The sequence below is a fragment of the Streptomyces sp. WAC 06738 genome (assembly GCF_003945505.1).
Classification (GTDB): Bacteria; Actinomycetota; Actinomycetes; order Streptomycetales; family Streptomycetaceae; genus Streptomyces.
This window is the reverse complement of the sequence record NZ_CP029618.1, coordinates 3,570,241-3,590,920: the sequence shown is the minus strand read 5'-3', so window position 1 is coordinate 3,590,920 and position 20,680 is coordinate 3,570,241. Positions and strand designations below refer to the sequence as shown.

At 72.9% G+C, this 20,680-nt stretch carries 16 protein-coding genes; 6 read left to right on the top strand and 10 right to left on the bottom strand.

The window, feature by feature from the left end; genetic code table 11:
* Window positions 1–11 precede the first annotated feature (11 nt).
* From DMB38_RS15380 to DMB38_RS15370, 3 genes are all read right to left on the bottom strand, one after another.
* Window positions 12–989 carry a zinc-binding dehydrogenase gene (locus DMB38_RS15380; protein WP_125935675.1) on the bottom strand — a complete coding sequence of 326 codons (978 nt, stop codon included), beginning with the start codon at window positions 987–989 and terminating at the stop codon, window positions 12–14.
* A gap of 177 nt (window positions 990–1,166) precedes the next feature.
* Window positions 1,167–2,279: a flotillin family protein gene (locus tag DMB38_RS15375; RefSeq protein ID WP_125935674.1), complete on the bottom strand. Its 1,113-nt coding sequence runs from the start codon at window positions 2,277–2,279 to the stop codon at window positions 1,167–1,169.
* A 10-nt stretch (window positions 2,280–2,289) separates the two neighbouring features.
* Window positions 2,290–2,541: a hypothetical protein gene (locus DMB38_RS15370; RefSeq protein WP_018835851.1), complete on the bottom strand. Its 252-nt coding sequence runs from the start codon at window positions 2,539–2,541 to the stop codon at window positions 2,290–2,292.
* Window positions 2,542–2,687: 146 nt separating this feature from the next.
* Between DMB38_RS15370 and nth the strand changes: the two genes are divergently transcribed.
* From nth to DMB38_RS15355, 3 genes are all read left to right on the top strand, one after another.
* Window positions 2,688–3,518 (top strand): endonuclease III, encoded by an 831-nt coding sequence (gene nth / locus DMB38_RS15365; RefSeq protein ID WP_125935673.1) that lies wholly within the window; start codon window positions 2,688–2,690, stop codon window positions 3,516–3,518.
* A 347-nt stretch (window positions 3,519–3,865) separates the two neighbouring features.
* Window positions 3,866–4,528, top strand: coding sequence for a CoA pyrophosphatase (locus tag DMB38_RS15360; protein ID WP_125935672.1), 663 nt, complete (start codon window positions 3,866–3,868; stop codon window positions 4,526–4,528).
* A 12-nt stretch (window positions 4,529–4,540) separates the two neighbouring features.
* On the top strand, window positions 4,541–5,740 hold the full coding sequence (locus DMB38_RS15355) for a MarP family serine protease (RefSeq protein ID WP_125935671.1): 1,200 nt from the start codon (window positions 4,541–4,543) through the stop codon (window positions 5,738–5,740).
* 413 nt (window positions 5,741–6,153) lie between these two features.
* Here DMB38_RS15355 and DMB38_RS15350 read toward each other — a convergent pair whose 3' ends face one another.
* From DMB38_RS15350 to DMB38_RS15330, 5 genes are all read right to left on the bottom strand, one after another.
* Window positions 6,154–7,080: an alpha/beta hydrolase gene (locus tag DMB38_RS15350; protein ID WP_125935670.1), complete on the bottom strand. Its 927-nt coding sequence runs from the start codon at window positions 7,078–7,080 to the stop codon at window positions 6,154–6,156.
* Window positions 7,077–7,652 carry a phage holin family protein gene (locus DMB38_RS15345; protein ID WP_346429507.1) on the bottom strand — a complete coding sequence of 192 codons (576 nt, stop codon included), beginning with the start codon at window positions 7,650–7,652 and terminating at the stop codon, window positions 7,077–7,079. Before DMB38_RS15345 ends, DMB38_RS15350 begins: the two co-directional genes overlap by 4 nt.
* A 29-nt stretch (window positions 7,653–7,681) precedes the next feature.
* Entirely contained in the window at window positions 7,682–9,079 is a 1,398-nt protein-coding gene (nhaA, locus tag DMB38_RS15340; protein ID WP_125935669.1) for a Na+/H+ antiporter NhaA, read from the bottom strand.
* 231 nt (window positions 9,080–9,310) lie between these two features.
* Window positions 9,311–11,266, bottom strand: coding sequence for an acetate--CoA ligase (acs, locus tag DMB38_RS15335; protein WP_125935668.1), 1,956 nt, complete (start codon window positions 11,264–11,266; stop codon window positions 9,311–9,313).
* A gap of 123 nt (window positions 11,267–11,389) precedes the next feature.
* On the bottom strand, window positions 11,390–13,936 hold the full coding sequence (locus DMB38_RS15330) for a SulP family inorganic anion transporter (protein ID WP_125935667.1): 2,547 nt from the start codon (window positions 13,934–13,936) through the stop codon (window positions 11,390–11,392).
* Between the two features lie 453 nt (window positions 13,937–14,389).
* Here DMB38_RS15330 and DMB38_RS15325 point away from each other — a divergent pair, with 453 nt between their 5' ends.
* On the top strand, window positions 14,390–15,568 hold the full coding sequence (locus tag DMB38_RS15325) for a hypothetical protein (RefSeq protein ID WP_125935666.1): 1,179 nt from the start codon (window positions 14,390–14,392) through the stop codon (window positions 15,566–15,568).
* Here the strand turns inward: DMB38_RS15325 and DMB38_RS15320 are convergent.
* A complete protein-coding gene (locus tag DMB38_RS15320; protein WP_125935665.1) occupies window positions 15,556–16,578 on the bottom strand; it encodes an ATP-binding protein in 1,023 nt (340 codons plus the stop codon). The genes DMB38_RS15325 and DMB38_RS15320 overlap by 13 nt on opposite strands.
* Window positions 16,579–16,664: 86 nt before the next feature.
* Between DMB38_RS15320 and DMB38_RS15315 the strand changes: the two genes are divergently transcribed.
* A complete protein-coding gene (locus tag DMB38_RS15315) occupies window positions 16,665–17,510 on the top strand; it encodes a Fic family protein (protein WP_125935664.1) in 846 nt (281 codons plus the stop codon).
* A gap of 391 nt (window positions 17,511–17,901) precedes the next feature.
* On the opposite strand, the gene DMB38_RS15310 is transcribed toward DMB38_RS15315, so the two are convergent.
* Window positions 17,902–18,732 (bottom strand): HAD family hydrolase, encoded by an 831-nt coding sequence (locus tag DMB38_RS15310; protein WP_125935663.1) that lies wholly within the window; start codon window positions 18,730–18,732, stop codon window positions 17,902–17,904.
* 537 nt (window positions 18,733–19,269) lie between these two features.
* Here DMB38_RS15310 and ssd point away from each other — a divergent pair.
* Window positions 19,270–20,631: a septum site-determining protein Ssd gene (gene ssd / locus DMB38_RS15305; RefSeq protein WP_206337819.1), complete on the top strand. Its 1,362-nt coding sequence runs from the start codon at window positions 19,270–19,272 to the stop codon at window positions 20,629–20,631.
* Window positions 20,632–20,680: the final 49 nt, after the last annotated feature.

Here is a 20,680-nt window from a genome sequence, read left to right as displayed (position 1 = left end):
CGCCCGCGCCCTCACACGACGAGCAGCGACTTGCCCACCGTCGCCCGCCGGGCGAGCGAGTCGTGCGCGTCCCGGGCGCGCGCCAGCGGGTAGGTCGCGCCGATCACCGGCCTGATGCGGCCCGCGGCGGCGAGGTCCAGGGCCTCGACGAGGGCGGCCTGCGAGACGGCGGCGGGCGGCGGGCCGCCCTCCAGGAGGTTGGTCACCCGTACGTCCCGCTCCGCGGCCGTGCGCGGGTCGATCTCGGCGAAGGTCCCGCCCGACGTCCCGTACGTCACGAACCTGCCGCCCCGCGCCACCGCACGGAACGCCGCCCGGCCCAGCTCGCCCCCGGCGCCGTCGAAGGCCAGGTCGACGCCGTCCCCGCCGGCGGCGTCGCGGACCCGGTCCTGCCAGCCGTCCTCGGAGTAGTCGACGGTGTGCTCCGCGCCCAGCTCGCGGGCGAGCGCGAGCTTGCGCTCGCCGCGCGCCGCCGCGATGACGCGCGCCCCCGCGTCGCGCGCCAGTTGCAGCACCAGCGATCCCGCCCCGCCGGCCGCCGCCGCCACGAGCACCGTCTCGCCCTCGCGGACCTTCCCCGCGCGGGCGAGGAGCACCGCGGTGGTGCCGTCGTGCAGCAGGGCCCCCGCTTCTGCCAGGCCGAGCCCGTCGGGGACGGGAGCGATCTCCGCCACCTCGGCGACGACCTGCTCCGCGTACCCGGCGGACGCCGGGGCGGCCACGCGCCGCCCGGCCCACGCCGCGTCGACCCCTTCCCCGACGGCCAGCACGGTCCCCGCGCCGCCCTGGCCCGGCACGTACGGCGGCCGCACCGGGAAGATGTCGCCGCCCCAGCCGGCCCGCAGCAGGGTGTCCAGGTAGATGACGTCGGCCACCTCCAGCCCCACGACGACCTGCCCGGCCCCGGCCACCGGCTCGGGCACCTCCGCCGGCACCAGCACCTCGGGCCCGCCGAACTCCCGCACCTCGATCGCACGCACCGCGACCACGCTCCCGTCCTGATCGACTCGACGGGGCCAAACGTAGAAGTTCAACGATGGTTCAGGTCAAGCGACACCCGCCGCGGGGACCAGCACACCCCGCTGTCGGGCGGCGGCCGGCCTCTCCCGGCCGTACGGGATGCCCGCCGGCGGGGGAGAGGGCCGGGAAGGCCGGATCGATGTGCGCTAGTCGTTCAGCCGTTCGCTCTCGGGGGACCGGGGCTGGGGCATGGTGGTCCTGACCGAGTCCAGGATGGCCAGTCCCTGGCCGACCAGCCCCGCCGTGAGTTCGCCGAGCCCGTCGGCCCCGTTGAGCACGTTGATGTTCGCGCCCTGGAGGCCGGCCGCGGCCCGTTCGACGATCTTCGGGAGCTGGTCGATCAACTGCTGGTCCAGCGCCACCCTGTCGTACGAGGACGCCGCCTCGGCCTGGATCTTCATCCGCTCCGCCTCGGCGAGGGCCAGCACCCGCACCCGCTCGGCCTCCGCCTCGGCCGGCTTGACCACCTCCGCCTGCAACTCCTGCTGGCGGAGCCGGGCCGCGCGCTCGGCCAGCTCGGTCTGGGCGGCGAGCACGTCCTGCTGCGCGTGCGCCTGCGCCAGCGGCCCGGCCTGCGCCGCCTCCGCCTCGACCCGGCTGACCTCGGCCTTGTACTGCGCCCGCACCATGGCGGTCTCCCTGGCGTACTCGGCCTGCTTCCGGGCGGACTCCTGTTCCGCCTCGGACGCCTTCTGCGCCGCCTGCGCCTCGGCGATCTTCGCCTCGCGCTGGATGGCCGCCTGATGGGGCGCCGACATCGCCTTGATGTAGCCGGTGTCGCCGTCGTCGATCGACTGGATCTGGAACGAGTCGACGATCAGACCGATCCGGCCCATCTCGCTCTTGGAGGTCTCCACCACCTCCGAGGCGAGCTTCTGCCGCTCGGTGACGATCTCCTCGACCGTCATCGAGCCGATGATGGCGCGCAGGTGGCCGGCGAAGATCCGGCCGGTCAGCACCGACATCTCCTTCTGCTCGGAGAGGAAGCGCTGCCCGGCGTTGACGATGCTCTCGATGTCGTTGCCGACCTTGAAGGCGATCACGGACCGTACGGTGAGCGGGATCCCCTGCCTGGTCACGCAGTACTCGGCGACCTCGGACTCGTGCATCGCCAGCGACAGGAAGCGGGTCTTGCGGAAGATCGGTAACACGAACCCGCCGTGCCCGACGACGACGCGGAACGGTGCGCCGTCCCGCCGGCGCCTGCCGCCCGACACGAGCATGGCCTGGTCGGGGGCCGGAACGCGATAGCCGAACATGCTTACCTCCTCACTCCACGGGCCCGATGCCGCCGGTCAGCTCGTCCAGCGGATCGGCCCACGCGATCACGGTGACCTGGCGACCGCCGCAGTACTCGGTGACGAGCACCTCCGCCCCTTGCGGCAACGGCTCGGCGGACCAGGCGAGAAAGGTCTCGGTGCCACCCCTCACCCGCACCAGCACCTCGCCGGGGCCCGCGGACCCGCGGGTGGGGATGACGAGAACGCCCAGACAGCCGATCACGGCGTCGTCAGGCACCATCGATGGATTCCCCTCCATCACCCTGCTCGCGACGTTCATGCGTACCCTACTCACGACGACGGCCGCTCAATCTTGGTTTCGCCTCCCCGGGAGGGGCCCCCGCGGTTTCACGCTTCGGTGTCAGCCGGGGCCCGTAGGCTGGCCCCATGGCGAAGAGTGGCAAGGCGGCATCGGCGGCGGGGGGCCGCGCGGTGGTGCGCAAGGCGAAACCGGCCCCGACGCGGACGGGGCTGGTGCGGCAGGCCCGGCGGATCTACCGCGAGCTGGCCGAGGTGTATCCGTACGCGCACCCGGAGCTGGACTTCGAGAACCCGTATCAGTTGCTCATCGCCACGGTGCTCTCCGCGCAGACCACCGACCTGCGGGTGAACCAGACGACGCCGGCGCTCTTCGCGAAGTACCCGACGCCGGAGGACTTGGCCGCGGCCAACCCCGAGGAGGTCGAGGAGCTCATCCGGCCCACCGGGTTCTTCCGCGCCAAGACCAAGTCGATCATGGGGCTGTCGCAGGCCCTGCGGGACGACTTCGGCGGCGAGGTCCCGGGGAACCTGAAGGACCTGGTGAAGCTGCCCGGCGTGGGCCGCAAGACGGCGTTCGTCGTGCTCGGCAACGCTTTCGGGGTCCCCGGCATCACGGTCGACACGCACTTCGCGCGGCTCGTGCGGCGCTGGAAGTGGACCGAGCAGACCGACCCCGAGAAGATCGAGCAGGAGGTCGGGTCCCTCTTTCCGAAGAAGGACTGGACGATGCTCTCGCACTACGTGATATTCCACGGCCGGCGCATCTGCCACGCCCGCAAGCCCGCCTGCGGCGCCTGCCCCATCGCCCCGCTCTGCCCGGCGTACGGTGAGGGGGAGACGGACCCGGAGAAGGCGCAGAAGCTGCTGAAGTACGAGAAGGGCGGCATGCCCGGGCAGCGCCTCAAGCCCCCGCCGGACTACCCCGGGAAGCCCGCGCCCCCGCTGGGAGCCGCATGACGCCCTCTCTCGGGACGCCCGGCGGGCCGGGCGGCGGTGCGGCGCGCGGCACGGCGGACGAGGCGGCGCCCGGTGCTTCGGCGCGGGCGGCGGCGGGTGAGGCGCGCGGTGAAGCGGACGGGGGCGCGCACGGCGCCGCGAGCGCCGCGGACGGGCCCGCCGACGGCGCGGATTCCGCTCGTACGCCCGTGGGTCGAACGCCCGTGTCCCAGGCGCCCGGGTCCGCCACGCCGGGGTCGGGTACGCCCGGAGCCCGTACGCACGCGTCCCGTACGCCCGGATCCTCTGCGTCAGCGACGCGCCAGTCGCGTGCGTCCGGCTCTGCCGCGCCCGCGGGCCGGCCGCCCGTGGCCGTCAGCGACGCCGGGCTGCCCGGCTGGCTGGCGCCGGTCGCCGAAGCGGCCCGTACCGTACGGCCGGAAGAGCTGAGCCGCTTCCTCCCACCCGACGGCGACGGCGGCCGGCCCGCCGCCGTGCTCGTCCTCTTCGGCGACGGCGACGACGGCCCCGAGCTGCTGCTCACCGAGCGCGCCAGCTCTCTCCGCTCGCACGCCGGCCAGCCCTCCTTCCCCGGCGGCTCCCTCGACCCGGAGGACGGCGACCCCGAGGGCGAAGGGCCGCTGCGCGCCGCGCTGCGCGAGGCGCAGGAGGAGACGGGGCTCGACCCCGCGGGCGTGCAGGTGTTCTCCGTGCTGCCGCGGCTCTACATCCCCGTCAGCGGCTTCGTCGTCTCGCCCGTGCTCGGCTGGTGGCGCGAGCGCAGCCCCGTCGGCGTCGTCGATCCGGCCGAGACCGCGCGGGTGTTCAGCGTCCCCGTGGCGGATCTCACCGACCCGGCGAACCGCGCCATGGCCGTCCATCCGCGCGGCCACCTCGGGCCCGCGTTCCTCGTCTGCTCCGCGCTGGTCTGGGGTTTCACCGCGGGCGTCATCGACCGCATCCTGCACCTGGCCGGGTGGGAGCGCCCGTGGGATCGCGACCGCCGGGTGCCGCTGGACTGGCACGCATGAGACGGTGACCGGGTGAACGTGCTGGACATCCTGCTGGTGGCGGCCGCCGTGTGGTTCGCCGTGGTCGGCTACCGCCAGGGCTTCGTGGTCGGTGTCCTGTCCGTGTGCGGCTTCGTGGGCGGCGGGCTGCTCGCCATCTATCTGCTGCCCGTCATCTGGGACTTGGTGACCGACGGCGCCGCCCTCGGCCCGACGGCCGCGTTCGGCGCCATCGTCCTCGTCCTCATAGCGGCCTCGGTGGGCCAGGGCCTCACCACCCACCTCGGCAACCAACTGCGGCAGTACATCACCTGGTCGCCCGCCCGCTCCCTGGACGCCACCGGCGGTGCGCTGGTCAACGTCGTGGCGCTGCTGCTCGTCGCGTGGCTCCTCGGCACGGCGCTGGCGTCGACGACGCTGCCGACCGTCGCCCGCGAGGTGCGCGCGTCGAAGGTGCTCAACGGCGTGGCCGAGGTGATGCCGAAGAGCGCCGACACCTGGTTCGGCGAGTTCAGTTCCGTGCTGTCGGAGAACCGCTTCCCGCAGGTCTTCGCGCCGTTCCAGAGCGAGCAGATCACCAACGTGCCGGCGCCCGACCCCGCGCTGGTCGGCAGCCCGGTGGTCGAGCAGGCCCGGAAGAGCATCGTCAAGGTCGTCGGCACGGCGCAGTCGTGCGGCAAGGTGCTGGAGGGCACCGGGTTCGTCTTCGCGCCGCAGCGCGTGATGACCAACGCCCACGTCGTCGGCGGCGTCGACGAGCCCACCGTGCAGATCGGCGGCGAGGGCAGGCTCTACGACGGCGAGGTCGTGCTCTACGACTGGGAGCGGGACATCGCCGTGCTGGAGGTCCCCGGGCTGGACGCCCCCGCGCTGCCGTTCGACCAGAACGACGCGAGCCGCGGCGACGACGCCATCGTCGCCGGCTTCCCGGAGAACGGCGGCTTCGACGTACGGGCGGCGCGCGTGCGCGACCGCATAACGGCCAACGGCCCGGACATCTACCGCCGCGGCACCGTCAACCGCGACGTGCTCTCCCTCTTCACCCTGGTCCGCCAGGGCAACTCGGGCGGCCCGCTGCTCACTCCCGAAGGCGCCGTCGTCGGCGTCATCTTCGCCAGGTCCATGGACGACAAGGACACCGGCTACGCGCTGACGGTCGACGAGGTCCGCGACGACATCGAGCGCGGGCGCACGGCGTCGCAGCCCGTGGACAGCGACAGTTGCGCCATGTGAGCCGCGGAGGAGCCGGGGGGGCACGGCCCCCGGAATCCACGTCGGGACGGGTCGCGGGCGGGCCGCTCAGTGCACGCGCCGCAACCGGGCGCTCATCCAGCGGGCCCGGCGGCGGAGAATGTGCGGGATCCCCAGACGGAGGTCCACTTCGCGATGCGCCGAGGCGCCCCGGAGCGGTCTGGCGTCCGGGGTGGTGGCGCGGTGGGTTCCTACGTCGTTGTAGTCATGCGTCCAACCCATACCCCGGATCCTCCCCCCGCAAGGCGGCCGGTAATCGCCCTTTCCCGGGCCCATCGGCCTATGCAGGGTGCAATTGACGTGTCCAGTTCCAGCGGCGGCGGCGCCGGGTACCGGCCGCGGTGGTGGCGGAGGATGCCGTACGGGCCGTGGACCGGACGGTGAGCTGCGCGGCGTCAGCGGTCGGGCTCGGAATCCCGTAGCCAGTTGACGAGTTCGGTCGTGAACGCGACCGGGTCCTCCTCGTGCGGGAAGTGCCCGAGACCGTCGAAAAGGCGCCACCGGTACGGCGCTTCCACGTACGCGACGGATCCCGCCGCGCTGCGCGTGCGCATCACCGGATCGAGGGATCCGTGCAGGTGCAGCACCGGCACCCGCACCGGCAGCTTCATGCGGCGGTAGAACTGTATGCCGTCGGGCCGCCCCAGCGACCGTACGAGCCAGCGGTACGGCTCCACCGAGCAGTGCGCCGTCGAGGGCACGGTCATGGCGCGCCGGTAGACCTCCAGCGCCTTGTCGTCCGGCTGCCGCGGCCCCGACCAGCCGCGGATCAGCCGGCCGACCAACGCGGCGTCGTCGGCGACGAGTTGCCGCTCGGGCAGCCAGGGGCGCTGGGCGCTCCAGACGAAGGAGCCCGCGGCGCTCTGCCGCGGGTCGGTGAGCATCGCGGAGCGCCAGCGGCGCGGGTGCGGCATCGAGGCGACGGTCAGCCGGCGGATCAGCTTGGGCCGCATCACCGCCGCGGTCCAGGCGAGATAGCCGCCGAGGTCGTGGCCGACGAGCGCGGCGTCGGGCTCGCCGAGCGAGCGGATCACGCCGGTGACGTCGAGGGCGAGGTTCGCCGGGTCGTAGCCGCGGGGCGTACGGTCGCTGCCGCCGACGCCGCGCAGGTCCATCGCCACCGCGCGGTAGCCGGCCTCGGCGAGCGCGGGCAGTTGGTGCCGCCAGGTCCACCAGAACTGCGGAAATCCGTGCAGCAGCAGCACCAGCGGCCCTTCGCCCATCTCCACGATGTGGAAGCGGGCGCCGTTCGCCGCGACGTCCCTGTGGGTCCAGGGCCCCTCGAGGTGGACTGCCGGGTCGACTGGCGACGGTGCCGTCATGACTCCGAGCGTGCCACGCCCGCGGCCGGCTTGCGTCGGTCCGCCGGATGACCTCGGCCGCGCAGGGAGTCGGAGATGACGGTGGCGGTCTCCTTGGTGGAGTTCATCGCGCGCTCGGGCTTGCGCATCTGGCGCATCTTGGCGATGCCCCAGAGGGCGGCGAGCGCGCCGAGGACCAGGTGGACGCCGAAGACGATGAGGAACGACCAGGCGAGGTGGAGACCCAGGGCGTGGAGCCCGTACGCGGCGGCGAAGCTGAGCACCGGGATGCCGAAGAGGACGAGGACCGCGGCGACGCCGAGGGCGGCGCCGCCCGCGCCCGCGCGCTTGATGTCCTCCCGGGTCTCGGCCTTGAGCAGGGCGATCTCGTCGTGGAGCAGCGCGCTCAGATTCGTGGTGGCGGTCGAGACGAGCTGCCCCAGGCTCTGCTGCGTGTCGAGGTGCGCGTCGGAGCCGGGCTCCGGGCCCGCGCCGTCCTGCGCCGTTCCGCCCTTCGCCGTCGTGACCTTCGCCGTGGTGCTCGCCTCCGCGGCCGTCCGGCTACCCGCCGCACCGTTGCCGGCTGCGCTCATCGTCCGTCCCTTCGCCGCCTGAAGTCACATCATGCCCGACGGTCACCCTGCTCGCCGGGCGGGTGCCGCATTTCGGCACGCCTCCGGTGTTCCGCGGCCTTTGCCTCGTGGATCGCGGCCATCCGGAGGTGGTACTCCGGATCGTCCTGCTGGTATATGTCCGCAATGCCGTCCATGTCCTCGTCGCGCTCGTCCTCCTCGGCGATCGCCTTGTAGCGATTGTCGCGGATCTTGAGCATCACGCACGCGAGCACGGCGGCTATGAACGAGCCGGTGAGCACCGCGGCCTTGGCCTCCTCGGCGAGGCCGGGGTCGTCGGTGAAGGCCAGCTCGCTGATGAGGAGCGAGACGGTGAAGCCGATGCCGGCCAGTGTCGCCACGGCGAACACGTCGGGCCATCTCAGCGCCGGGTTCAGCTCCGCCCGGGTGAAGCGGGCGGCGAGCCAGGAGCCGAGGGAGATGCCGAGGACCTTGCCGAGAACGAGGCCGAGCACGACGCCGAGGGGCTCGGGGTCGGTGAACACGCCGCCCAGCGAGTCGGCGTTCACGGCCACGCCCGCGGCGAAGAAGGCGAAGACGGGCACGGCGAGCCCGGCGGAGAGCGGCCGCATCTGGTGCTCGATGCGCTCTCCGGGCGAGACCTCTTCGCCCGGTCGGGTGGTGACGCGCAGCATCAGGCCCATGGCGACGCCCGCGATGGTGGCGTGCACGCCGCTGGCGTGCATGAGGGCCCAGATGACCAGGGCCAGCGGTAGGTACACGTACCAGCCGCGGACGTCCCGGCGCTGGAGGAACCAGAAGAGGACGAGGCCGGCGAGGGCGGAGCCGAGGGCGACGAGGTTGATGCCGGAGGTGTAGAAGATCGCGATGATCAGGATCGCGAAGAGGTCGTCCACGACGGCCAGCGTCAGCAGGAAGGCCCGGAGCGCGGAGGGGAGGTTGCTGCCGATGACCGCGAGCACGGCGAGGGCGAACGCGATGTCGGTGGCGGTGGGGATGGCCCAGCCGCCGAGGTCCCCGCGGCCGGCGTTGACGGCGACGTAGAAGAGGGCGGGGGTGGCCATGCCGCAGAGCGCGGCGACGATCGGCAGCGCGGCGGCCCGCGGGTCCTTCAGCTCGCCGTCGACCAGCTCGCGCTTCAGCTCGACGCCGACGACGAAGAAGAAGATCGTCAGCAGCCCGTCCTTGGCCCAGTGGGCGAGGTCGAGGCGGAGGTCGAGCGCGGAGGGGCCGAAGGTGAAGCCCTTGATGTCCTCGTAGGTGCCGCTCAGCGCGCTGTTCGCGAAGACGAGGGCGATGACGGCCGCGGCCAGCAGGATCAGTCCGCCGACGGTCTCCGTACGCAGGGCCTCGGTGAGGAACTTGCTCTCTTTGAGGGACGGTCTGCGCAGGAACTGGGACTGCTGCGGGCGCTGGGGCGCGGTCACGACGGGGCCTCCCGGGCGGTGGACGGCAGATACACGAGTGCTCTGTGCCGACCAGACTTCCCGGCGCGCCTCAGGGTTTTATCGCTCTCTTCACGTGTCTCCGCCACCCTACAGGGCGGCACCGGCCGATCAACCGGGGTCAGATGACGGGTCAAAAGGGATGTATGGCGCGGCGGGGCCGCCGGCGGCGGGGTGTCCCCCGCCGCCGGCACCGCTCACCGGGGCCCGGTCTCAGTCCTCCGAGGCCGCGCTCGGCAGCTTCGCCTGGATGAGGTCCATGACCGTGCTGTCCGTCAGCGTGGTGACGTCGCCCATCTCGCGGTTCTCCGCGACGTCCCGCAGCAGCCGGCGCATGATCTTGCCGGAGCGGGTCTTGGGCAGCTCCGCGACCGGCAGGATCCGCTTGGGCTTGGCGATCGGGCCCAGGGCCTTCGCCACGTGCGCCCGCAGCTCCTCCACCAGCCCTTCGGCCTCTTCCGCGCCGCCGCGCAGGATCACGAAGGCGACGATGGCCTGCGTGGTCTGCGGGTCGGTGGAGCCGACGACTGCGGCCTCGGCGACCTTGGGGTGCGAGACGAGGGCGGACTCCACCTCGGTGGTGGAGATGTTGTGCCCGGAGACGAGCATGACGTCGTCGACGCGGCCCAGCAGCCAGATGTCGCCGTCGTCGTCCTTCTTCGCACCGTCACCGGCGAAGTACCGGCCCTCGAAGCGGGACCAGTACGTGTCCTTGTAGCGCTGGTCGTCGCCCCAGATGGTGCGGAGCATCGACGGCCACGGCTCCGTGAGCACCAGATAGCCGCCGGAGCCGTCCGGCACCTCGCGCGCCTCGTCGTCCACGACGGTGGCCGCGATGCCGGGGAGCGGCACCTGCGCCGAGCCGGGCTTGGTGCTCGTCACCCCGGGCAGCGGGCTGATCATGATGCCGCCCGTCTCGGTCTGCCACCAGGTGTCCACGACCGGCGTGCGGCCGGCGCCGATGTGGTCCCGGTACCAGATCCACGCCTCGGGGTTGATCGGCTCGCCGACCGAGCCGAGCAGCCGCAGGCTGCTCAGGTCGAACTTCGCCGGGATGGCGTCGCCCCACTTCATGCAGGCGCGGATCGCGGTGGGCGCGGTGTAGAAGATCGAGACCTTGTACTTCTGGATGACCTCCCACCAGCGGCCCTGGTGCGGGGTGTCGGGCGTGCCCTCGTAGAGCACCTGGGTGGCGCCGTTGGAGAGCGGCCCGTACACGATGTACGAGTGGCCGGTGACCCAGCCGACGTCGGCCGTGCACCAGAACACGTCCGTCTCGGGCTTGAGGTCGAAGACGGCGTGGTGGGTGTAGGACACCTGGGTGAGATAGCCGCCGGTGGTGTGCAGGATGCCCTTGGGCTTACCCGTCGTGCCCGAGGTGTAGAGGATGAAGAGCGGGTGCTCCGCGGGGAACGCCTCGGGCGTGTGCGTCTCCTCCTGCCGGTCCACGACGTCGTGCCACCACACGTCGCGGCCCTCGGTCCAGGCCACGTCCTGGCCCGTACGGCGGACCACGAGGACGTTGCGCACCCGGTCCGTGCGTCCCACCGCGTCGTCCACCGCGGGCTTGAGGGCGGACGGCTTGCCGCGCCGGTACCCGCCGTCGGCGGTGATGACCACGCGCGCGTCCGCGTCGGCGATCCGGGTGGCGAGCGCGTCGGCGGAGAAGCCCCCGAAGACCACCGAGTGGGGCGCGCCGATGCGGGCACAGGCCAGCATGGCGACGACGGTCTCCGGAATCATCGGCATGTAGATGGCGACCCGGTCGCCGGTCTGCACCCCCAGCTCCGTCAGCGCGTTGGCCGCCTTGGCGACGTCCCGCTGCAGCTCGGCGTAGGTGATCGAGCGGGAGTCACCCGGCTCGCCCTCGAAGTGGATCGCGACGCGGTCGCCGAGGCCGGCCTCGACGTGCCGGTCCACGCAGTTGTACGCCACATTGAGCGAGCCGTCCTCGAACCACTTCGCGAACGGCGGGTTCGACCAGTCGAGCGTCTTCGTGGGCTCGGTGGCCCAGCTGAGCCTCCGGGCCTGCTCCGCCCAGAAGCCCAGCCGGTCCGCACGTGCCTGCTCGTACGCCTCCGCCGTGACGTTCGCGTGCGCGGCCAGCTCGGCTGGCGGCTCGAACCGGCGCTCCTCCTTGAGCAGGTTGGCCAGGCTTTCGTTGCTCACGACATCTCCCTTTCCAGGATGTCCGCCTCAGTCCCGGGCCTAGCTCATCAGTCGTGGGGAGGGCGTGACAAGGGCCTGGGGATAAATTGGTTTAGACCTGTGGGTACCCGCAGGCGCCGTGTGCTACCGGACATCGGCCGCGGCACGCTCCGCCGGCCGGGCGGGTCCGGGGCGTACGGCCGTGAAGTCGCCCTGCTCTCCCAGGACATAAGCCTGGGCCTCGCCGACGTGGAAATACATGCCGTGCAGGCTCAACGAACCGTCAGCCAGCCGGCGGCGTACACACGGGTGCCGGCGCAGATGGTCCAACTGCTGCGCCACGTTGGCCAGGCTCACCCGCTCGGTGTCGTCCGCGAACGGCCGGGAGACGATCCGGGGCCCGTCGGCCCTGGCCCGCGCCAAGCTGGGCAGCCCGTGCCGCAGCCAGCGCCGCAGCGGCGTGGGCGGTACGCCGGCGGCGGGGTCCGCGGCGCCGCCGTGGGCGGCCTCCTCGTCGAGCAGCGCCTGCACCGCGCCGCAGCCGGAGTGCCCGCACACGGTGATCGACTCGACCCGCAGCACCTCGACCGCGAACTCGATCGCCGCCGCGACGGAGTCGTCTTGCAGGGCGGCGTCTGCGGCGTCCCGGCGGGTGCCGGGCGTGGCCGTCCCGCCGTCCGCGTCGCTCGCGGAGCCCGCGCCGTTTCCGGGCTCGTCCGGCAGCGGCACCAGGTTCCCCACGTTCCGTACCGTGAACAGATCGCCCGGCCCGCTCGACGTGATCATGCTGGTGACCACCCGGGAGTCCGCGCACGTGAGAAAGAGCTGGGTGGGCCGCTGCCCCTCGCGCGCGAGCCGCGCCAGCTCCTCGCGCACCCGCGGCGCGGTGTTGCGCTGGAAGTTGCTGATCCCGCTGAGCAGCCGGTGCGCCGGGGCGGGCTGCTCCGGTGACGTGACGCAGCAGTGGTTGCGCCACGGCGTCCAGGGATGGCAGTGGTGCGCCGTGGCCGGCTCGGCGATGCGCCGGCCGGTGGCGGAGACCAGCTCCGCGGCGCCGCCGTGGGCGATGTGCGCCTGCCGCCACTCCTGCAGCGTCTCGTACGCGGCGTGGTCCATGAACGAGCCGGTGAGCTCCACCTCCACGGTCGCGCCCGGCGGTACCTGCGCGAGCCCCCGGCTCAGCCGCGGGACGGCGAGGAAGGTGAGCTGCCCGCGCACCCGCACGAGGTACGCCTCCTCCCGGCTGCCCTCGCCTGCCGCCCCCGGCGCTCCGTCCCCGCCGCGCCGCTCCAGCGTCACCCGCGTACGGGACAGCCGGTGCAGCGACATCGCCACCGCCACCGCGATCCCCACCGCGACGCCCTCCAGCACGCCCAGCATCACGACGCCGGCCACGGTCGCCGCGTAGACGAGCACCTCCCGGTGCCGCCGTACCGACCGCACATGACTGATCTTCACCATCTGGATGCCGACGACCATCACCAGCGCACCCAGCGCCGCCAGCGGGATCAGCTCCAGCATCCCCACCAGCAGCAGCGACGCCAGCACCACCCACACACCGTGGAGCACCGCCGAGCGGCGACCGACCGCCCCCGCCGCCACGTTCGCGGAACTGCGCACCGCGACCCCCGTGATGGGCAGCCCGCCGAGCAGCCCCGCGAAGAGGTTGCCGGCCCCCTGGGCGCGCAGTTCCCGGTCGAGGTCGGCGCGTGCCACGGGGTGCCGGTCGCCCCGTGCCACCGCCAGCTTGTCGACGGCCACCGCGGACAGCAGCGACTCCACGCTGGCCACGACCGTGATCGTCAGCACCGCGGCCACCAGCCCCAGCACCGGCCCGTCGGGCACGCCCGCGAGCGCGTGGCTGCTCCACGACGGCAGGTCGACCCGCGGCAGCCGCAGCCCGGTGAGCGAGGCGAAGCCGGTCGCGAGCACGATGGCGGCCAGCGCACCGGGTACGTACCGCAGGGGACCCGTGCCCCGCCCGCGCAGCCAGGGCCAGCCCAGCAGCACGACGATGACGACGGCGCTCACCGACACGGCGGCCGGGTCCAGGTCGGCGAGCTGGCCGGGCAGCGCCAGGGTGTTGTCGACGGGCGAGCTCTGCGGGCTGCCGCCGAGGACGATGTGCAACTGGGCCAGCGCGATGGTCGCGCCGATGCCCGCGAGCATGCCGTGCACGATCGCCGGGCTGACCGCCAGCGCCGCACGGGCCACCCTGAGCGAGCCGAGCGCGAGCTGCGCGAGCCCCGCGAAGGCGGTGATGGCGCAGGTGGCGCGCCAGCCGTACTGCTGGATGAGGTCGGCCGTGACCACCGTCAGCCCGGCGGCGGGCCCGCTGACCTGGAGTGGCGCCCCGCCGATCAGGCCGACGACGATGCCGCCCACGGCGGCGGACAGCAGCCCCGCCTGCAGCGGGGCGCCGGTCGCGAGCGCGATGCCCAGCGAGAGCGGAAGCGCGATCAGGAAGACGGTCACGGAGGCGGAGAGGTCCGCGACGAAGGGCCGCCGGGGGGCGGTGTCTTCGGGGGGACCGGCGGGTCCGGGCACCGCGGCGTGCCCGGCGGTCTTCGCGGGTGCGGGGTCTGCCGTGTGTTCCGGGTCGGCGGCCGGGTCGTGTTCCGGTTCGTGTTCCGGATCCTTCGCGCGCTCGGCGGAAGGGCTTCCCAGGGGCGTCGGGCGTCCTGCGGGCATGTGGCGTCTCCTCGAGGTGGAGGGGGCGTCGTGCAGCACGGGCACACGGGTTACGTCACTCAGTGTGACGGTTCGGTGACCCTCAAGGGCGAGTAAATGAATCGTAATGCCACGTAAAGAGTCCGCGAAGCGTTTTGCGCCGGTCGGACCACTTCTCCCATCCATCGAGTGAATACAGAGAGATAATCTGAATTCCCGGTTATCCCTCTTTCCGAGCGTGCGCCGAGGAATCGCGCGTGCATTCGGCCATTCGAGTCAGCGCGTCCCTGGCGACGCCGGGAAGAGGTGGGAGCTTTGTTCGGAACATGGCGGGCGACCGTGGGAATCTGCTGTGTCCTGGCACTGGGCGGAGTGGCGGTCGCGAGCTGTTCTCCCGGGGCCGGACCGGACGGCGATCCGCAGCGCCCGGGGAGCGGCGGCGCGACGGACGATGCACGCGGCAAGGGCCGGCCGATGAAGCTCATCGGCGACGGCTCCACGGCCTACACCGGCAGCCAGCCCAACCAGCCCGAGATCAGCCGGATGTCGGCCGGCGCCAAGCCGCCGCAGTTCGTCGTCTTCTCCTGGGACGGCGCCGGCGAGGACGGCCAGCGGCTCTTCTCCCACTTCCGCAAGGTGGCGCGGGAGAACGACGCGGCCATGACGTACTTCCTCAGCGGCGTCTACGTCCTGCCCCGGGACAAGCGCATGGAGTACCAGCCCCCCGGCCACGCCCGCGGTGCCTCCGACATCGGCTACCTGGACGAGGAGGAGGTCGCCGCCACCCTGGAGCAGGTACGCGGCGCCTGGCTGGAGGGCAGCGAGATCGGCACCCACTTCAACGGCCACTTCTGCGGCCGTACGGGCGTCGCGAGCTGGTCGAAGGAGGACTGGAAGAGCGAGATCGCGCAGGCCAAGCAGTTCGTGCAGCGCTGGAAGACGAACACCGGCCGGAAGAAGGCGGATCCCCTTCCCTTCGACTACGACAAGGAGCTGGTCGGCGGTCGCGCCCCCTGCCTGGAGGGCCAGAAGAACCTCATGAAGGCGTCGAAGGAGATGGGTTTCCGCTATGACACCAGCGGTGTCGGCAGCCAGGTGTGGCCCAGGAAGAAGGAGGGCATCTGGGACCTGTCGTTGCAGGAGGTCCCCTTCCCCGGCCGCGCCTTCGAAGTCGTGAGCATGGACTACAACTTCATGGCCAACCAGTCGGGCACCGCCTATGCGCCCGCCGCCCAGCACGCCGCCTTCGAACGGCAGATGCGCGAGGGGCTACTGGCCGGTTTCGAGCGGGCGTACACGACCAACCGCGCGCCTCTCGTCATCGGAAACCACTTCGAGAGCTGGAACGGCGGCGCGTACATGCGTGCCGTAGAGGACACCATCAAGACCGTCTGCCCCAAGAAGGACGTGCACTGCGTCTCCTTCCGGCAGTTGGTGGACTGGCTGGACGCGCAGGACCCGGCGGCGCTCGCCAGGCTGCGCACGCTGGACGTGGGCGAGCAGCCGGCGAAGGGCTGGGAGAAGTTCCTGGCGAAGGACGCGAAGGACACCAAGAACGCCAAGAAGGGGAGCGCGCAGCGTGCCGAGCCGGCGGGGTCCCGGGAGAAGGACCACGCCGGCGCCGCGGACGCCAAGGAGGGTCAGGCGGGCTGAGGGGCCGCGGCCGCGTCCCGTACGGCCGGCAGGGGCTCCGGGGGCGTCGTCTCGCCCAGGACGAAGCCGGGGTCGATCTGGTCCCTCAGGTCGGCCCCGGTCTTCGCGTTGCCCCAGCTCTCCGCGTTCCTGCGGTGGAAGTGCACCATCTGGTCGGTGTACCGGGCCCAGTCGCGGCGCTCGTACGACGCGTCCACGGCCCCGTACAGCTCCCGCAGCACCTGCGCCGCCGGCTCCTCCAGCGTCGCGAACGCCGGGGGGCGGCCCTTCTCCATCGACCGCACCCAGTCGGAGTGCGGGAAGGCGGCCAGCAGGTCGGCGCCCACCTCCGCGCGCAGGAACTCCAGATCCTCCGGGCCCTGCACCTTGTTGCCGACGACGCGCAGCGCGACGTCGAAGTCGCGCGCGTATTCCTTGTACTGGCGGTAGACGGAGACGCCCTTGCGGGTCGGCTCGGCGACGAGGAACGTCATGTCGAAACGCGTGAACATACCGGAGGCGAAGGAGTCGCTGCCCGCCGTCATGTCGACGACGACGTACTCCTCGCGCCCGTCGACCAGGTGGTTGAGGCACATCTCCACCGCACCGGTCTTGGAGTGGTAGCAGGCGACGCCGAGGTCGGCCTCGGTGAACGGGCCGGTGACCATGAGGCGCACGGAGCCGTTGTCCAACCGCACGGGGCGCGCGCACGCGGCGTACACCGGATTGTCGCCGGTGACCGTGAGCAGGCGGGAACCCGTGCCGGGGGGTGTGGTCTTGATCATGCCGGCGGCGTCCGCGATCCGCGGGTTGTCGCCGCGCAGGTGCTCCTTGATGAGCGGGAGGTGCGCGCCGAGCGCGGGCAGCCGGGCGGCCTCCTCCTCGTCGAGCCCGAGGGCGGCGCCCAGGTGCTGGTTGATGTCGGCGTCGACGGCGAGCACGGGGCGGCCGGTGCCGGCGAGATGCCGGACGAAGAGGGACGACAGGGTGGTCTTGCCGCTGCCGCCCTTTCCCACGAAAGCGATCTTCATGTTCAGAAACGGTAGCGGGATCTTGCCCCGCGGTCAGGGAAAGGGCCCGACAAGTCCACCCCATCGGGTTGCGTAGTCTCGTACGCATGACGAGCGTGACCGACCCGCTGGCGGCCCTGAGCACCCTCCCGGGAGTCGAGGAGGCGGTGTCCTCCGTCAGGAGGGCGGTCGATCGCGTCTACGGGCACCGGGTCATGCGGCGGCGCAGCAACGAGGTGTCGGCGGAGGCGGCGCTGCGCGGGGCGCGGGCCTCGGCGGCGCTGTCGGGGGCGGACTGGGCGCTGGAGGAGGTACGGCGGCGCAGCGATTTCTCCGGCGCGGGGGAGCCGCGGACGGTCGGCGGGGCGCTGCGGGCGAACGCGGAGGCGGGGCAACTGCTGAGCACCTGGCGGCAGTCGCCGATGCAGGTCCTCGCGCGGCTGCACGTGGTGGCGTCGGCGGGTACCGGGGACTCCACGGCGGGGGATGCCGGCGAGGCGGTGGGCCGGCCGCGGCTGGCGGGCGAGGGCGTCACGGAGCCGGGTGCGGTGCTGCCGTCGCCGCTGCCGGACGCCGAGGAGGCGGCGGCGCGGCTGGACGCGCTGGCGGCCCTGGTCGTCGCGGGCTCGTCCGCTCCCGCGCTGGTCATGGCTGCGGTGGTGCACGGGGAGTTGCTGACGCTGCGCCCGTTCCGTACCGGCAACGGGCTGGTCGCCCGGGCCGCCGAGCGGATCGTGCTCGTCGGCAGCGGGCTGGACCCGAAGGGGGTCTGCCCGGCGGAGGTGGGCCACGCCGAGCAGGGGCGCGGTCCGTACGAGACGGCGCTCGCGGGCTACGCGAGCGGGACGCCGGAGGGCGTCGGGGGGTGGATCGCGCACTGCGGCCGGGCCGTCGAGCTGGGGGCGCGGGAGAGCACGGCGGTCTGCGAGGCGCTGCAGCGGGGCGCGGCGTAACCGTGGCGCCCGGGGGTTCCGCGGGCCCGTAGCCGCAGAGTTGCGGCGGCACCCTGGGGCACCGCCGCTGTCTCATGTCGGCCGGGCTACCAGTGCGTGCAGAGTTCTTTGCCCATCAGGCCCGGCACCCGTCCGTTGCCTGGTGTGGCGGTCCCTATTCGAGGGATCGGCGTCGCGTGGGTTCCCGACTTCCATGTGCGGTCCGCGGAGCCGTTGTTGCTGGGGATCCTCCTCGGATGCCCTGGCTTCGCGGGCCGTAATTCCTTTGTACTCCTGTCCACGGGGAGAGGGAAGCCCAGCGCGCAGATATTTACTTTCGCCTGCAAATATTGGCAAAGGTTAATTATCGGGCGAAGCGGATATGTGCAGGCCGGAGCGGGTTTCCGGCGGTTCAGGCGGCCTGGAGGCGGCGGCGGTACGCGTACCAGACGACCCCGGCCGCGGTCGCCGCCGCCAGCCCCGCGGCGGCCGCGGCGAGCACGGGCCGGGAGGGCAGCGAGAACTGCGGCAGCCGCTGCTTCAGCCGTACGGGACGGGCGAACGACAGCACCGGCCAGTCGCGCTGCTCCGCCTCGCGGCGCAGCGCCCGGTCGGGGTTGACGGCGTAGGGGTGGCCGACGGTCTCCAGGAGGGGGACGTCCGTGATCGAGTCGCTGTAGGCGTACGAGCGCGCGAGGTCGTAGCCCTCGGCGTCGGCCAGCTCCCGTACGGCCTCCGCCTTGGCGGGCCCGTAGGCGTAGTAGTCGATCTCGCCGGTGTAGCGGCCGTCCTCGACGACCATGCGGGTGGCGATCGTGCGGTCCGCGCCGAGCAGCTCGCCGATGGGCTCGACGACCTCGGCGCCCGAGCTGCTGACGATGACGACGTCGCGGCCGGCGAGGTGGTGGTCCTCGATGAGGGAGGCGGCCTCGTCGTAGATGATCGGGTCGATGAGGTCGTGGAGGGTCTCGGCCACGATGTCGCTCACCTGGGCCACGTTCCAGCCGCGGCAGAGGTTGGAGAGGTAGGCGCGCATGCGCTCGGTCTGCTCGTGGTCGGCGCCGCCCAGGAGGTAGATGAACTGCGAGTAGGCGGACCGGAGCACAGCCCTCCGATTCATCAGCCCACCGTGGTAGAACGACCGGCTGAAGGTCAGGGTGCTCGACTTCGCAATGACCGTCTTGTCCAGATCGAAGAAGGCGGCCGTCCTGGGCAACGAGTGGTTTTCCACGAGTGCGAGCATAGGCGCCCACCATTCGGCGTAAGGTGTGGCGCGTGGGTTTGCCTGAGAAGGCTCTCGGGTACACCATGGAAGTCACGGATCGTTCGCGACCGTGCTAACCCGGACCGGCTCCTCCCCCCCGAGTCGGCCGTGGGGACGACCCCCGCTCTCCCCCCCGGCGGGGGTCGTCGCATGTCCGGACTCCGGTCTTTTCGAATTTTTCTCCGACCGCGTCGGATCTTCTTCCGCTCTTCCCGGTCGCTCCTTGCTTCGGGCGGTCCCTCGGGCTGTCTTCATCCTCGTCGTGGAACTAGACGCATCACCGTGGGTAACCGTTGCCCCGGATCGGCACGCTCCCCCGATCGAGTGACGGAGTTGTCCACAACTGGCGGGTTATCCCCAGATCCTGACCAAGATCCACAAGGGGTGGGGCGCCGGGGGCACGGTGGGGTCGGAAGCGGGCCGGGTGCCGTCGCGGAGGGCGGCGGCGCGGGCCTGGACGGACGGCGTGCCGGGTGGTGCGGCGGGTGAAGCGGGGGAGGCGGCGAGATGAGCCGGGTGTGGAGCGGTGCGCTGCGGGACGGCGGGCTGCGGTTGCGGGGCGGCTTGGCGGGGCCGGGCGGCGGGCTCGCGGGGGCCGGGGTCGCGGGGGCCGGAGTCGCGGGGCCGGTGGGCGCGGCTCGCGGGGTTTCCGTACGCCGTGCGTCGGCGCGCGGAGCCGGGGCGGGGGTGGCCTGGGGGCGCCGGGCCGGTGGGTCCGGGCCCGGGGCCGGAGGGCGGACGGGCGGACCCGGCGGCGGGCCCGGGGGTGAGGGGAGCGCGTCCCCCGGTGCCGGCGACGGTGCCGCGGGGCGGCCGCTGGTCGTCACGGAGGACGAGGACCTTCTCGACGATCTGCTGCGCCTCTGCGCCGCGGCGGGCACGCAGGCGGAGGTCTCGCACGCGCCGGGCCGGCAGGACTGGGGCGCGGCACCGCTGGTGCTGGTCGGGGACGACTGTGCCGGGCGGCCGGCGGCGGGGCGGGCCCGGCGGGACGGGGTGGTGCTCGTCGGCCGGGATCAGGACGACCCGGGGGTGTGGGAGCGGGCGGTCGCGGTCGGGGCGGAGCAGGTGGTCGTGCTGCCGGACGGCGAGACGGCGCTGGTGGACCGGATCGCCGACGCCGCGGAGGGAGCCGGCGCGCAGGCCCGCACGGTCGGGGTCGTCGGCGGCCGGGGCGGTGCGGGGGCGTCCACGCTGGCCTGCGCGCTCGCGGTGACGGCGGCGCGGGCCGGGCGGCGCACGGTGCTGGTCGACGCGGATCCGCTGGGCGGCGGGCTCGACGTGCTGCTCGGCGGCGAGGAGGCGGAGGGGCTGCGCTGGCCGGCCTTCGCATCGTCGCGGGGGCGGATCGGCGGGGCGGCGCTGGAGGAGTCGCTGCCGCGGCTGCACGGCCTGCGGCTGCTGAGCTGGGACCGGGGCGGCGGCGAGGCGGGGGCCGTGGCGCCGGAGGCGATGCGCTCGGTGCTGGCGGCTGCCCGCAGGCGGGGCGGGGTGGTCGTGGTCGACCTGCCGCGACGGGTGGACGAGCCGGTGGCCGAGGCGCTGGCCCAGGTGGACGTGGGGCTGCTGGTGGTGCCGGCGGAGCTGCGTGCGGTCGCGGCGGCGCACCGGGTGGCGGACGCGGTGCGGATGGTGCTGGGCGATCTGCGGGTGGTGGTGCGGGGCCCGACGCGGGGCGGTTTGCCGGCCGAGGACGTCGCCGAGCTGCTGCGCCTTCCGCTGGCCGGTGAACTCCCGGCGGAGCCGGGCCTGCGGCAGGCAGCCGAGACCGGCGCCGCGCCGCCGGGCAGCCGCCCCCGTACGCCGCTGTCCCGGTTCTGCACGGACTTCTGGGCACGGGCCCTGCCGGGTACGAGCACGGAGGGGGCGCCGGTATGAGGCACACGGAACAGGCCGCGGAGGAGCGGGTCACGGTGTCGGGGTGGAC

Excerpts from the sequence above, each read along its gene's own strand:
- DMB38_RS15375 (WP_125935674.1), bottom strand. The coding sequence starts at position 2,279 with ATGTTCGGCTATCGCGTTCCGGCCCCCGACCAGGCCATGCTCGTGTCG.
- DMB38_RS15370 (WP_018835851.1), bottom strand. The coding sequence starts at position 2,541 with ATGGTGCCTGACGACGCCGTGATCGGCTGTCTGGGCGTTCTCGTCATC.
- nth (WP_125935673.1), top strand. The coding sequence starts at position 2,688 with ATGGCGAAGAGTGGCAAGGCGGCATCGGCGGCGGGGGGCCGCGCGGTG.
- DMB38_RS15350 (WP_125935670.1), bottom strand. The coding sequence starts at position 7,080 with ATGACGGCACCGTCGCCAGTCGACCCGGCAGTCCACCTCGAGGGGCCC.
- DMB38_RS15345 (WP_346429507.1), bottom strand. The coding sequence starts at position 7,652 with ATGAGCGCAGCCGGCAACGGTGCGGCGGGTAGCCGGACGGCCGCGGAG.
- DMB38_RS15330 (WP_125935667.1), bottom strand. The coding sequence starts at position 13,936 with ATGCCCGCAGGACGCCCGACGCCCCTGGGAAGCCCTTCCGCCGAGCGC.
- DMB38_RS15325 (WP_125935666.1), top strand. The coding sequence starts at position 14,390 with ATGAAGCTCATCGGCGACGGCTCCACGGCCTACACCGGCAGCCAGCCC.
- DMB38_RS15320 (WP_125935665.1), bottom strand. The coding sequence starts at position 16,578 with ATGAAGATCGCTTTCGTGGGAAAGGGCGGCAGCGGCAAGACCACCCTG.
- DMB38_RS15315 (WP_125935664.1), top strand. The coding sequence starts at position 16,665 with ATGACGAGCGTGACCGACCCGCTGGCGGCCCTGAGCACCCTCCCGGGA.
- DMB38_RS15310 (WP_125935663.1), bottom strand. The coding sequence starts at position 18,732 with ATGCTCGCACTCGTGGAAAACCACTCGTTGCCCAGGACGGCCGCCTTC.